Origin of the sequence: Calothrix sp. PCC 6303, assembly GCF_000317435.1 — a bacterium.
In the GTDB taxonomy this organism is placed as follows: Bacteria; Cyanobacteriota; Cyanobacteriia; order Cyanobacteriales; family Nostocaceae; genus PCC-6303.
On record NC_019751.1, the window covers coordinates 5069170 to 5082022 of the forward strand.

At 39.8% G+C, this 12853-nt stretch carries 12 protein-coding genes; 4 read left to right on the forward strand and 8 right to left on the reverse strand.

Features of this window, described 5'->3' with window-relative positions:
• Nucleotides 1-115: 115 nt before the first annotated feature.
• The 4 genes from CAL6303_RS20550 to CAL6303_RS20565 all read right to left on the reverse strand — a co-directional run bounded on the left by CAL6303_RS20550 (nucleotide 116) and on the right by CAL6303_RS20565 (nucleotide 3428).
• Nucleotides 116-445 (reverse strand): low molecular weight protein tyrosine phosphatase family protein, encoded by a 330-nt coding sequence (locus CAL6303_RS20550; RefSeq protein ID WP_041740818.1) that lies wholly within the window; start codon nucleotides 443-445, stop codon nucleotides 116-118.
• 179 nt (nucleotides 446-624) lie between these two features.
• On the reverse strand, nucleotides 625-1398 hold the full coding sequence (gene aqpZ / locus CAL6303_RS20555; RefSeq protein ID WP_015199755.1) for an aquaporin Z: 774 nt from the start codon (nucleotides 1396-1398) through the stop codon (nucleotides 625-627).
• A 651-nt stretch (nucleotides 1399-2049) separates the two neighbouring features.
• Nucleotides 2050-2883 carry a Cof-type HAD-IIB family hydrolase gene (locus CAL6303_RS20560; RefSeq protein WP_015199756.1) on the reverse strand — a complete coding sequence of 278 codons (834 nt, stop codon included), beginning with the start codon at nucleotides 2881-2883 and terminating at the stop codon, nucleotides 2050-2052.
• 278 nt (nucleotides 2884-3161) lie between these two features.
• A complete protein-coding gene (locus CAL6303_RS20565) occupies nucleotides 3162-3428 on the reverse strand; it encodes a Calvin cycle protein CP12 (protein ID WP_015199757.1) in 267 nt (88 codons plus the stop codon).
• 339 nt (nucleotides 3429-3767) lie between these two features.
• Between CAL6303_RS20565 and CAL6303_RS20570 the strand changes: the two genes are divergently transcribed.
• The 3 genes from CAL6303_RS20570 to CAL6303_RS20580 all read left to right on the forward strand — a co-directional run bounded on the left by CAL6303_RS20570 (nucleotide 3768) and on the right by CAL6303_RS20580 (nucleotide 6958).
• A complete protein-coding gene (locus tag CAL6303_RS20570; protein WP_015199758.1) occupies nucleotides 3768-4622 on the forward strand; it encodes a bifunctional class I SAM-dependent methyltransferase/HIT family protein in 855 nt (284 codons plus the stop codon).
• A 338-nt stretch (nucleotides 4623-4960) separates the two neighbouring features.
• Nucleotides 4961-6226: an inorganic phosphate transporter gene (locus CAL6303_RS20575; protein ID WP_015199759.1), complete on the forward strand. Its 1266-nt coding sequence runs from the start codon at nucleotides 4961-4963 to the stop codon at nucleotides 6224-6226.
• A 90-nt stretch (nucleotides 6227-6316) separates the two neighbouring features.
• Nucleotides 6317-6958: a hypothetical protein gene (locus tag CAL6303_RS20580; RefSeq protein ID WP_015199760.1), complete on the forward strand. Its 642-nt coding sequence runs from the start codon at nucleotides 6317-6319 to the stop codon at nucleotides 6956-6958.
• A 99-nt stretch (nucleotides 6959-7057) separates the two neighbouring features.
• Here CAL6303_RS20580 and CAL6303_RS20585 read toward each other — a convergent pair whose 3' ends face one another.
• From CAL6303_RS20585 to surE, 4 genes are all read right to left on the reverse strand, one after another.
• Nucleotides 7058-7966, reverse strand: coding sequence for an AAA family ATPase (locus tag CAL6303_RS20585; protein WP_015199761.1), 909 nt, complete (start codon nucleotides 7964-7966; stop codon nucleotides 7058-7060).
• Between the two features lie 229 nt (nucleotides 7967-8195).
• The gene (locus CAL6303_RS20590) at nucleotides 8196-9185 is read right to left on the reverse strand and encodes a bifunctional riboflavin kinase/FAD synthetase (protein WP_015199762.1); all 990 of its coding nucleotides are present in this window, start codon (nucleotides 9183-9185) and stop codon (nucleotides 8196-8198) included.
• Between the two features lie 175 nt (nucleotides 9186-9360).
• On the reverse strand, nucleotides 9361-10245 hold the full coding sequence (locus CAL6303_RS20595; RefSeq protein WP_015199763.1) for an MBL fold metallo-hydrolase: 885 nt from the start codon (nucleotides 10243-10245) through the stop codon (nucleotides 9361-9363).
• 430 nt (nucleotides 10246-10675) lie between these two features.
• Complete coding sequence (gene surE / locus CAL6303_RS20600; RefSeq protein WP_015199764.1) at nucleotides 10676-11464, reverse strand: 5'/3'-nucleotidase SurE; 789 nt, start codon at nucleotides 11462-11464, stop codon at nucleotides 10676-10678.
• Nucleotides 11465-11761: 297 nt separating this feature from the next.
• Here surE and pheS point away from each other — a divergent pair, with 297 nt between their 5' ends.
• On the forward strand, nucleotides 11762-12763 hold the full coding sequence (pheS, locus tag CAL6303_RS20605; RefSeq protein ID WP_015199765.1) for a phenylalanine--tRNA ligase subunit alpha: 1002 nt from the start codon (nucleotides 11762-11764) through the stop codon (nucleotides 12761-12763).
• Nucleotides 12764-12853 lie beyond the last annotated feature (90 nt).

Below are 12853 nucleotides of genomic sequence, written 5' to 3' on the forward strand. Positions count from 1 at the left end.
ATTTAAGGCAAGTATACAAACTTAGTAACTTCCCAATAGACATCTGTTGGAAATTAATTATGCATTACCCATAACCCTTGTAGAGACGTAGCAATGCTACGTCTCTACGTCTTTTTCAGCAGATGTTTAATAATGGGAGTACTTTATTTTTTAGGATTTTAATCAAATCCACATCCATATAATCGTAATTATCAGGAATATCTAAACATATAATCCGCTGATTTTTCAGATAAGGCTTAAACTTTTTTGATAACTTACTTCTGTGTGCCTTTTCCATAACAAAAATAATATCAGCTTCCTCCAGCATCTCAACTGAAAGAGGTACTTCCGCATCATGATTTAAACCCGCAGATTCTACTTCCAACCCTTCATATTCGGAAAAAACAGCTTCAGCCGTGGGACTTCTTAACTTATTTTGACTACATATAAATAAAAGCTTTTTCACCATCGCTGCATTCAAATCACTAATTCCCTATACCATCACTACCAATACAGTTTGGTTAAGGATTTTTCATTTTGGGTAAATAACCAAAACCTGCCACTTTTAAAGCAGCAGGCTTGATTCAGCAATACATGTATTTAGCAAAAATTGATCAAGAAATTGAATACTCTTGATGTAACAACTTAAACTAGCTCTTCAATGCTTCGTCGTTCTTCTACAGTTGATTCGCTAAAAACTGTTACATAGAACCATCCAGCCAAAATACCACCCAAGATAGGAGCTAACCAAAATAGCCAGACTTGGGAAAAAAGTTCTGGACCAGCAAATAACGCAACTCCAGTACTACGAGCAGGATTAACTGAAGTATTGGTGATAGGAATGCTGATTAAGTGAATCAAAGTGAGTCCAAAACCAATTGCCAGTGGTGCAAATCCTTTGGGAGCGCGACGATCGGTTACACCGAGAATAATTAACAAAAACATGAAAGTCATCACGACTTCAGTGATTAAGCAAGCGAGTAAGCTATAACTGCCTGGAGAGTGAGCACCAAAGCCATTAGTTGCAAGTGGGTTAGAGCCGCTGAGTGCAAATCCAGTTTTACCGCTAGCTATCATGTAGATAATACCTGCACCCGTAGTAGCGCCGAGTACTTGAGCAACTATGTAAGGTAGTAAATCTGAGGCAGGAAATCGCTTACCAGCCCAAAGCCCGAAGGAAACAGCAGGGTTAAAATGCCCCCCAGAAATATGACCAAATGCATAAGCTCCTGTGAGGACAGTTAGTCCAAATGCTAAGGACACACCTACTAATCCAATACCTAAAGGGAAAGAAGTACTTTCACTAATTTTAGCACCATCTGCGGTATAGGCTGCTGCTAAAACTGCACTACCACAGCCACCTAAAACCAGCCAAAATGTACCGACAAATTCAGCGATACTACGTTTGATCAGAGACATTTAGTAAACTCCTTGTTGATTTGAATATTAGATGAAAGGCAACAGGGAACTCGTTGTTATTAAATTGTAGTTAAATAGATATTGAGCGTATTTGCGCTAAATTTTTTACCTATTAGACCTAAAATTTAGAATCATAATACTACTATTAGTCGTTGAATTGTTACAAGTTTAATTTTCTTCATTTTGACTGGATATAAATTAAAGCTTTGTCACGATAGCTTCAATAGTAAGATTTTGTTTTGTTACGCGATCGCTATTAGATATTTGAACTAGTACAGCACGGCGAAAACAAACCTACCATCGTAACCAGACAAAAAAGCTTGTTTTATTGGCTTTATTCCTTAGGTTCCTCTCCGCAGTCGCTACAACGGGTGGAACCCCCGCAACACGCTGCTCTCTGCCTACTTACTTCTGCCTTCTTATACTAGAATTTGTGCTTTTCTCACATACCCATCGTTTGTCACTCAATTAGAACTATGGCGTGTGCGTTACATTGCGATAAGAATAACTTTTATTACAAGTATTGACCATTAGGATTATTCAAGTTAAATTCTCCAGTGTGTGAGGAGCAAAACAGAAAGGGCACCGAGACGAAACACGGTCAGTCGTCGGTGCCCTTCCTGCTTTCATCTTGATTTTATTGGCAGTCTCTTATAATAAGAATTTCTGAATTGCCGCTGCTACCCCATCCCCTTCTATACTGGGAGCAACCCAATTCGCCATAGCTTGGACTTCTGGTGGTGCATTCCCCATTGCTACTCCGACACCAGCATATTGAAGCATCTCTACATCATTAAAGTTATCACCAATAGTCATCACCTGTTCAGCTTGTAATCCCAATAATTCTTCTGCTAGATACTTAACTGCTGCACCCTTATTTACAGATGGGTGAGTTGCTTCAAAAAAGGTTGCTACTGATTTTGTCAGGTACAGTTCGGCGGGGGTATACTGAGTGCGTAGAGAACCTAATAATTGGTCAATCACATTATGATCATCGCATAATGCCAGTACTTTGGTTGGTTCTCGCTCTAAAGTTTGGCGTAAATCTCCAACAACAACTGGTTTAATATTGGAACGTTGAGCGTAGATTTTTGATTCCCTAGTTAGTTCTCGAATATAAAGTTGATCGTCAATATAAAAATGGACAGATAATAGTTTTCGTAATTCTGGTTGTTCAAAATAATCTAGTAATTGCTCAACTGTTTTCCGAGATACTGTCAGATGACGTTCGGCTTTTTCAGTAGCTGGGTTTTGAATCCAAGCACCTTGGTAGGCAATTAGGGGTAATGGTGAGTTAATCTCGCTGTGGAAGCGTAACGCAGAACGATACATACGTCCAGTGGCAATAGCAACCTGAATACCCTTTTCTTGAGCTTGTGCGATCGCTTCTTTAACTTTACTACTAACTTTATTAGAATGTCCCGCTATTGTTCCATCGATGTCAACAGCTAAAAGCTTAATATCTGGTACTGGGGTAGATGTCATTTCTGTAGGGGATAATATTGACAGAATGGCTTAAATCCTACATTTTCACTTCAAGATTAGCAAGTATATAGTCATGTCTATATTTTGTTCATTTAAATCTGTTGCAGCTGGATAAATATGTAGCGATAAATACTAAATTCAACTTAATTGTGAACTAAGTCAATAAATAACGCACCAAATAGAACGGTGCGTTAAGAAACGTTATATTTTTTCTCAAAATTCAAATACAGTTTTATGTTTTCTGCACCCTACATAGATTATTTATATCCAAGTACTACTTAGACATCATAAATGCGACACTCATCAGCTTCAGGGTGAAAGTGGCAGTAATAGTCGAGGGATGTGGGAATTCGGTTCTCCTGTTGACGATGCGATCGCTCTGCTTGTAATTCCTCTACAATATCCCAAACCACTGCACATTCTGGGGAATATTTTCCTTTAATTTCGCAGGTTGCACGGGCTTCAATGACTGCTTCATTAATTGCTTGATCTAAGGTTATTTTAGCATCTTGGTAAGCTTGGATTGATTCTGAGACCTGAGGCATAATATTTTCACCGTTTTGAAGGGAGATGTAAGTCAACTCTGAGCTAATTTACTGGCAGAGTTTAGGGTTATTAGTTTATATAGACTAAAACAGAAAATATAGTTGTTAAACAGTATTCTTTTGCAAGTATTTAATAATTTTCTCTGAATGTATTTTTTGATTCATTGCTATTAAGTTTGAAGCAAATACTTTGATGAATACCTGTAAAAATACGTAAAACATACGCAAGATAATTAATACTTGTCATAATTGAGATATTAGAGTAATACTGTATTAGATTAAGTTTCAAATAAATATTTAGTAAATCATAGTTGCTTTGAAAATAATAATCTTTTAAGTATGCTCAAGCAAAAAAATAATTTTAGCCATTTGACGGCAATAGAAAGGATAAATTTATCACTGCCAATACAGTTTTTATTAGAAAATAATTTACTTAAAGGTGAGATTCTTGACTTTGGTTGTGGCTTTGGTAATGATGTAAAGTTACTTCAGAAAAAAGGGTTTAAAATTAATGGGTATGATCCTCATTACTTTCCAGACTATCCTGAAAATAAATTTGATACAATAGTTTGCTGTTATGTATTAAATGTTTTGTTTACTGAACAACAATCAAATGTATTGATGGCAATTTCACATTTACTCAAACCAGGAGGTAAAGCCTACTATGCAGTAAGAAGAGATATCAAAAAGGAAGGATTTAGAGAACATTATGTTCACAAAAAGCCAACATATCAATGTATTGTTAAACTGCCATTTAAATCTCTTAAGTTAGAAGAAAATTACGAAATATACGAATATACACATTATAACTATCAAAGAAATTCATCCAATAATTGCCTATTTTGCAACCCCCGTCAAAACCTGAAATTAATTACAGAGTCTGCAACCGCTTATGCCATACTTGACGGCTACCCACTTAGTAATGGGCATACCTTGGTAATACCTAAACGTCATGTTAGTAATTACTTCGATTTACCCTTTAAAGAACAATCAGCATGTTGGTTAATGGTGAATAAGGTTCAGGAAATTCTCAACCAGGAATTTAAACCTGATGGTTTTAATGTGGGCATGAATGTTAATCGAGAAGCTGGTCAGAATATGATGCATGTTAGTATTCATATAGTTCCTCGCTATGGAGGAGACGTTATGGGTGCAAAAAGTGGAATGCGATGTGTGATTCCTCAGAAAAAATAGGAGTTTTCTTAATTTGTTGGAAACGTAGATTGAAAAACTCTAGTTTTGCTGTATAAATCATCAAAAAATTATAACTACTAGATATATAGGAATCAGATTTGATTCTTTTTGACGTAGCCTGTTCCTTGCACTTAAAAAATTAAGTGTATGTAGGGTGTATTATGGCTTTAGCCTAACGCACCGTCTTCCGGATTTTGGTGCGTTACACTTCGTGATAACGCACCCTACGTCTGTTTCATAAATTAAAGTAATTATTTATCAATCCTATATAGTAGTTATTGTTAAATATAAAGAGAGACGTGACATATCGCGTCTCTACATATTGATTATTGCCAAAAATGTTAATTACTTTCGTTATTATTCTGGCTTTTTATCTTGCATTTAACCTTGGTGCAAATGATGTTGCTAACGCGATGGGGACTTCGGTAGGTTCTAAAGCGATAACATTAAAGCAAGCTTTGATTGTAGCTGGTGTATTAGAATTTGCAGGTGCAGCATTATTTGGGCGTGAAGTTACGGAGACTTTATCCACAAATGTGGCTAATCCGGAATTATTCGCAAATTCACCCCAATCATTAATTACTGGAATGATATCCGTATTAATAGCTTGTGGATTATGGTTACAGATAGCAACAGCGAGGGGTTTGCCAGTATCATCATCCCATGCGGTGGTGGGCGCGATCGCAGGATTCAGTGGAGTGGCTTTGGGCGGTAAAGCGATCGCGTGGTCTTCTATTGGTACAATTACCGTGGGTTGGGTATTAACCCCAGTTATCAGTGGAATTATCGCGGCTTTATTTTATAGTCAAATTCAACGTTGGATTTTGCAGCAACCAAATCAACTCACGCAACTCAACGAGTGGATTCCTTGGTTAAGCACAGCTTTAATTGGGGCTTTTGGTGTGATTGTCTTGCCAACTTTGACTCAGCCAATTACAGAATTATTGGGTGACAAACTTGGAATACAGATACCACAACATGATATTTCCCTATTAATCGGTGGATTAGTTGTATTTGGCTTAACAGTTTCTGGTTGGCAACAACTCAAAGTTACCGAAAGTGAAAATAACCTTGAAAAACCAGCAATTGAAAACCCCATCGAAAGACTCTTTGCCCGGTATCAAGTATTAAGTGCTTGCTTTGTCGCCTTTGCCCATGGTTCTAATGATGTGGGTAATGCGATCGCGCCATTGGCAACCATCATATATACTATCAAAAACCATGCTGTTCCCACTGCCGGAATTGAAATACCGTTATGGATAATGCTAATTGGAGCTATGGGGATCGTTACCGGATTGGCAATTCTCGGTAAAAAAGTAATTGCCACCATCGGCGAAAGCATCATTACTTTACAACCCAGTAGTGGCTTTTGTGCAGAATTGGCAACCGCAACCACAATTTTACTCGCTTCCCGTTTTGGTTTGCCTGTTTCCACTTCCCATGCTTTGGTTGGGGGGGTTGTGGGTATTGGTTTAGTCAAAGATTTCAAGTCAATTCAATTTTCCACTCTCAAAGGGATTGCTGCCGCTTGGGTAATTACACTTCCAGCTAGTGCAGGATTGAGTGCAGTTATTTTTAGCTTGATTCGGTGGATAGGATTTTAGGTTTTGATGATTTCTTGCATAAAGGAGTCAAGACAAACATACAGGTAAGTGAAGAGAAACAAATCTGAAACTTTCCGGGAAATTTTTATTATGAAAAAGCAAATATTATTTACTCTTGTTACTTCTATTTCTTTACTTAATGCCGTCACCTTACCTAGCATTGCCCAAACTACTCCCGTTGCTGAACCCGTAACTCAAGCAATTAGCCAAGATGTGACAATTCCTCAGGATGTAGCAATTATTATTTCCTTCCCTGCACCGATAACAGTTGATGCTGGACAAAAGCAAGAATTCCCTTTAACTGTTCCACTTTCACAAGCAATTCAAGATAGTCGAGGTAACGTTGTAGTTCCCGAAAATACACCTGTTTCTATTGTTTTGAAACCAACTAAAGGTGGTGTACAAATTATTGCTCAATCTTTAGTAGTTAAAGGTCGAATTGTAAAAATTAAAGCCTCAAGTCAAATGATTCCAGGCACTACAATTACCCACAAACGTGCCAATGATAAAGCTGTAGAAAACGGCTCCATTTGGGGAAGAATTGGTGGTAGTGCCTTGGGTGCTGTAAGTAATGGAGATCCAGAAAAATTTGACAGAGGTGCAATGCTAGGAAGCGCCATCGGCTTAGTTTCTGGTTTACGTTCCGCTGAAAATACTCGCGTTGTCCAAATTCCTCAAAGTAGTGTTTATGTCCTATCTCTGGAAAGTCCAATTAGTTTAGTAAGCAAGTAGCTAAACAAAACAGAGCATCCCAGTTTTGCACTCTTCCCCGTAGGCTAGAAGCCTGGGGATTCAAAAAGCGGGATGCTTACGCATCCGCTACCAACGAGTCTAAGGTATGAAAACAGCCCTTAATATTCGTTCCATAACAGTTCTGCTTCTACGTCCACTGATGGGAATCATCCGGTGACACAAAACATGGGGTGCTAAAAATTTCACATCATCAGGGATGGCATAATCACGTCCAGAAATGAAAGCTAGTGCTTGAGTTGCCCGTTGTAGTGATGCGGTTCCCCGTGGACTAACTCCCAGCATAATTTCTTCATCTTGTCTAGTTGCCCGCACTAATTCCAGCATGTACTGTTGGAGAGAAGTATCAACTTTAACTTGTTTACATGCTTGGCGAATTTGTTCCACTTCATGGAGTGTAATGCAAGGCTCTAAGTTAGAGATTACCTGATCGTTTTGTTGGCGTTGCAACATTTGTAATTCTTCGTCAATGCTGGGATAACCCAAACTTAAAGACAGCATAAATCTGTCCATCTGTGCTTCTGGAAGGGGAAACGTACCCTGGTATTCGATGGGGTTTTGGGTGGCAATTACAAAAAAAGGCGAGGAAACAGGGCGAGAAATACCATCAATTGTGACTTGATATTCTTCCATGACTTCCAGGAGTGCTGATTGGGTGCGAGGTGTGGCACGGTTGATTTCGTCAGCAAGGAGAATATTTGTGAATACTGGACCAGAAAGAAAGAGAAATTCCCCGTTTTTGGGGTTCCAAATATTTGTACCTGTGATATCTGTTGGTAAGAGGTCGGGGGTACATTGAATCCGCTGAAATTTCCCATCTATCGAACGTGCTAAGGATTTTGCCAAGAGAGTTTTACCAACACCGGGAACATCTTCGAGAAGTGCATGACCCCCCCCGAAAAGGGCAACCATTACCAGACGTATTGCTTCACTTTTACCGACGATGGTAAGAGCAAGATTTTCGGTTAAAGCTGCAATTTTTTCTCTCATATTTCTGCCGGCAATAATGAATAACGTCTGCTAAATCAGGGAACAGAGAACAGTGAACAGGGGTGAAATAATATACTTGATAAAAACTACACTAGGTTCAAAGTAGCTTGAACTGATAACTGGTAACTGATAACTGGTAAAATTAGGTAAGGGCGCGACAGATGCCGTGCCCTAGCTTTACTTCTTGAGTCCTGTGTTTAGTGTTCCCGCAAGTTGAGAAAACGAACACTTAGATGTGAAAAAATGTTTTAGCGTTTTGAGCATCCTGTTGAATTTGGGTTTTGAGATCTGCTAGGGAAGGAAATTTGCGTTCGGGGCGGAGAAAATCTTGGAGTTCTATTGTGAGTTTTTGGTCGTATAGATCACCTGACCAGTCAAGTAGATGTACTTCAGTCGTTGTTTGAACACCGTTGACCGTGGGGCGATTACCAATATTCATCACCCCAAAACCAATATGTTGAGTTGTATCAGATGTCTCAATAAATTGATAAACACGGACAGCATAAACTCCTTTACGAGGGAGAAATTTATCTGAAGGTAGTTGCAGGTTAGCGGTAGGAAAATCGATAGTTCTGCCGATTTGTTTTCCCTGGATGACTGTACCAATGAGGGTGTAAGAATAACCAAGCAGTCGATTTGCCCTTTGAATGTCGCCGAGTTCGAGGAGTTGGCGGATCACCGAGGTGCTGATGCGGGTATCTTCTGCGGGGATGGTGCTATCGTAGGTTTGGAGAGGGGATACGGTGACAGGGATATTGTACTTGGATGCGATCGCTTGTAGATCCAAAGCCGTACCACTACGTTGAGAACCGAAGCAAAAATCCTCACCAACGCTAATCTGGGTGGCTTGAAGTTGATTAATGAGAATTTTTTCAACAAATTCTTGAGGACTAAGGGCGCATAATTCCCGATCAAAAGGGAGGAGGATTAATTGTTCAACTCCAAGCGATCGCAGTTTCTGCACTTTTTCGTCAAGGGGTGTGAGTAATGCGCGGGGTGTACCGCTAAAAAATTCCTGCGGATGTGGGTTGAAGGTGACGACTGTGGAGTGACTTTCTGTTCCTTCCACTCCAGATGCTTTGATAATCGGTTGGATAACCTGCTGATGACCTCGATGGACACCATCAAATTTACCAAGGGCGATCGCATTCGGTGTTAAAGCCAGTTCAGTCGAAGATGTAACCCACACAGAACACCCGTTTTGAGACAGATTTAGCACGTCGATTTGGGGATTTGAGGTTTATTGAGCTAAGTCAATAGTCAGATAGTTCATAGTCAAAAGCGTAATTTTTATTTGCCGACCCTTGACTTTGACCCAAAAACTTTTACAGCTCTCAATCTCCAATCTAATCTAAAATTCCCAACTGCTTCTATTCTCAAGCTTTGAAATAGTGCTAGTTAACAGAAATTTCTCTTGATAGTGGGGCTGAAACTTCTACAGGTATCACCATTCCTTCCTTTGCCATCATTGCACCTGAGAATTTTTCTTTTGCTTGTCTACCGACATTATCTAAAAAATCATCATCATGGGCTGGATCATGATGAAATATGACTAAATTTTTAACGTTGGCAGCTTGGGCAATTTTCACTGCTTCTTGCCAGGTTGAGTGTCCCCAGCCAATTTTTGGGGAATTGGGGGAATGGTACTCTTCATCGGTATAGGTGGAATCGTAAATTAAAACATCGGCATTTCGCGCTAACCAAAGAACATTTTCGTCCATTCTGTCAGCGTAATGCTCTGTATCGGTAATATATGTAGCAGCACCACCTCGCCAGTTGACACGGTAGCCCACAGCTTCCCCAGGATGGTTAAGGGGTGCTGTCTCCACGACAATATCATCGATTTTGATGGATTCTCCTGGAGTTACATCACAAAAATCCAAATCTGCTTGCATAATTTGCAAAGGAACAGGAAAATTTGGGTGTAACATTTGGTCATTCAGACGCTGTTCCACGGTTGATCCGTCAGGTGCGATCGCACCATAGATAAAGAAGTGATTCCCTTTTACAAATCCTGGCGAGAAAAAGGGAAAACCCTGCATATGATCCCAGTGGGAATGGGTAAAAAATATATGAGCTGATGCTGGCATTTTTTTGAGCATCGATTGTCCCAAAACATGGAGTCCTGTACCACCATCGAAAACTAAATGGTTGCCGCCCACTTGCATCTCAACGCAAGGGGTATTTCCACCGTAACGTACAGTGTTTGAACCCGGACAGGGGATACTGCCGCGAACTCCCCAAAAATTTACATTGAACTGGTTTTCTATCCTAAACATGCGTCTTGACTAGCAAAGATTAAGCGGGCGAACAATACAATTTTTTAGAAGTATATTTACTTCAATTCAGACGGAATCACAGATAATCGTGTTTGTGAGAAAAACTTCACATCATTTGCAATATTTCTCACAAATCAAGCCTAAGTAACTGGTGGTACAAAAGGCAAGGGTGTAAGCTCATTATTGCCTCTTTGTCGATTTAGTGCGAATGCTGGAAAAATAATGAAACAATGTTAACAACTTCTCCTAAATTTATAACTTAGTTTTTTTGATGCCCCTACTCTAGAAGATACTACCCAGAGATTTATCTCAAATTAATATCTATCTTCAGAATAACTACAGTTAGTGATATATGCTACAAGGAACGATTCACACTTACAGTATTACCAACTTCTGGGAGTAAGTTAAAAATCTTAATTCCCTTTGGTGATTAAAAATCCAAACTACTTAATTGACTCAAACCTTTGGAGTAGGTCAAATTATATTGTAACGGCGTAATACTGATATAGTTGTCTCGAATTGCATGTACATCAATTGGCACATTCTTTGGTAATTCCAACGTTTCTGGTGGTTCCACATCTTCTAGCACCTCTCCAGTAAGCCAGTAATAAGTTTTACCACGAGGATCGATCCGTTTGTTAAACACATCAACATAACGCCGTACCCCTTGACGTGTAAGCTTCACTCCGCAAATTTCCTCAGATCCTACGGGCGGAATATTCACATTCAATAACATCAAATCAGTTAGGGGTTTTTCGGTTAATTTTGCCACTAAGGTTTGAGCAAAATTTGCAGCAGGTTGAAATTCTGTCACAGTGTGACTAGCCAAACTGAAAGCAATTGCGGGAATACCTTCAATTACCCCTTCCATTGCTGCGGATACAGTACCAGAATAAAGAATTTCTGTACCCAGATTAGCACCATGATTAATTCCTGAAAGCACCAAATCAGGAGGTGTATCCAATAATGCCCACAGCGCCAGCTTGACACAATCTGAGGGTGTACCGTCACAAGCCCAAGCTTTAATTTGGGGATGGAAAATTGATTCCACAATTTCCGCCCGAATTGGTTGGTGTAAAGTTAATCCATGTCCCGTAGCTGAACGCTCTCTATCTGGACAAACCACGGTAACTTCGTGACCTGCCTGTGCTAAAGTGTTGGCAAGGGTGCGGATACCCAAGGCAAAAACCCCATCATCGTTACTAATTAGTAGTTTCATCGGTGAGTTAAGTTTAAGTTAAGTAAGATAAAAGTGCGGAATTTATCAACAGTCTGTATACAACAGCTTGTAACTAAATTGACTACAACAGTATCGCCTAAATAGTCATAACATAAAGCCCAATACCTTCTATCTGCCTAAATTAACGTCAAAATACTCACAAAAATACTGTTCACTGTTCCCTGTTCCCCATTGTCAGAAATTAACCAAGAGCATTTAAACTGGAAAACATAGTAAACAGTCAGGAAAATCACTGTTGCTGTAGTAGTTTTGAATATTAATTGATAATCAACAAGCATGAGCAACAGTCTTAGTAATCTTGAGGCTCAACTAGAAGCACTGCGTCATGATGGAGAAAATGCCATCGCCGAAGCGGATTCGCTGGAACGTTTGGAAGAATTACGCTTAAGTTACCTGGGTAAAAAGGGTCAACTTTCTGTAATTTTAGGAATGATGGGCAAACTCCCGCCAGAAGAGAAGCCGAAAATTGGAGCGATCGCTAATACAGTCAAAGAGGCTATTCAAACTAGTCTCGAACGCCAACGCACCAGTTTAGAATCGGTCAAAATCCGCGCCCAGCTAGAGGCAGAAACCCTAGATGTGTCTATGCCTGGTGTTTTTCGTCCTCAAGGTCGTGTTCACCCCCTCAATGGCATTGTTGACCGCGCATTAGACATATTTGTCGGGCTAGGATACACAGTAGCTCAAGGTCCAGAAATGGAAAGTGACTATTATAACTTTGAAGCACTAAATACACCCCCAGATCACCCAGCACGGGATATGCAGGATACTTTCTATCTCAGTGATGGAAATCTCCTGCGGACTCACACTTCCTCGGTACAAATTCGTTACATGGAAGCGGATGAACCCCCGGTACGGGTTGTTGCTCCCGGTCGCGTTTATCGTCGTGATACTGTTGATGCTACCCACTCAGCTGTATTCCATCAAATTGAGCTTTTAGCTATTGATGAGGGATTGACTTTTACCGACCTCAAAGGGACGATTAAGGTATTTTTACAGGAAATGTTTGGCGATTTGCCAATTCGTTTTCGCGCTAGTTATTTTCCCTTTACTGAACCTTCCGCAGAAGTCGATTTACAATGGAATGGGCGCTGGTTGGAAGTGATGGGTTGTGGAATGGTTGACCCCAACGTATTAAAAAATGTGGGTTACGATCCTGAAGTTTACACTGGTTTTGCTGCGGGTTTCGGTGTAGAACGTTTTGCCATGGTACTGCATCAAATTGATGATATTCGTCGGTTATATAGTAGCGATTTGCGGTTTTTACAGCAGATTTAGTTATTATTTGGATAGATTTTCGGGAAATAACGTTCATAAATAAAACCCGAAACGTTGTAGAGACGCGATATATCGCGTCTCTCTTTTTAT

Coding starts and splice junctions, on each gene's coding strand:
- CAL6303_RS20575 (WP_015199759.1), top strand. CDS start 4,961: ATGTTAATTACTTTCGTTATTATTCTGGCTTTTTATCTTGCATTTAAC.
- CAL6303_RS20585 (WP_015199761.1), bottom strand. CDS start 7,966: ATGAGAGAAAAAATTGCAGCTTTAACCGAAAATCTTGCTCTTACCATC.
- surE (WP_015199764.1), bottom strand. CDS start 11,464: ATGAAACTACTAATTAGTAACGATGATGGGGTTTTTGCCTTGGGTATC.
- CAL6303_RS20595 (WP_015199763.1), bottom strand. CDS start 10,245: ATGTTTAGGATAGAAAACCAGTTCAATGTAAATTTTTGGGGAGTTCGC.
- CAL6303_RS20570 (WP_015199758.1), top strand. CDS start 3,768: ATGCTCAAGCAAAAAAATAATTTTAGCCATTTGACGGCAATAGAAAGG.
- CAL6303_RS20565 (WP_015199757.1), bottom strand. CDS start 3,428: ATGCCTCAGGTCTCAGAATCAATCCAAGCTTACCAAGATGCTAAAATA.
- CAL6303_RS20560 (WP_015199756.1), bottom strand. CDS start 2,883: ATGACATCTACCCCAGTACCAGATATTAAGCTTTTAGCTGTTGACATC.
- pheS (WP_015199765.1), top strand. CDS start 11,762: ATGAGCAACAGTCTTAGTAATCTTGAGGCTCAACTAGAAGCACTGCGT.
- aqpZ (WP_015199755.1), bottom strand. CDS start 1,398: ATGTCTCTGATCAAACGTAGTATCGCTGAATTTGTCGGTACATTTTGG.
- CAL6303_RS20580 (WP_015199760.1), top strand. CDS start 6,317: ATGAAAAAGCAAATATTATTTACTCTTGTTACTTCTATTTCTTTACTT.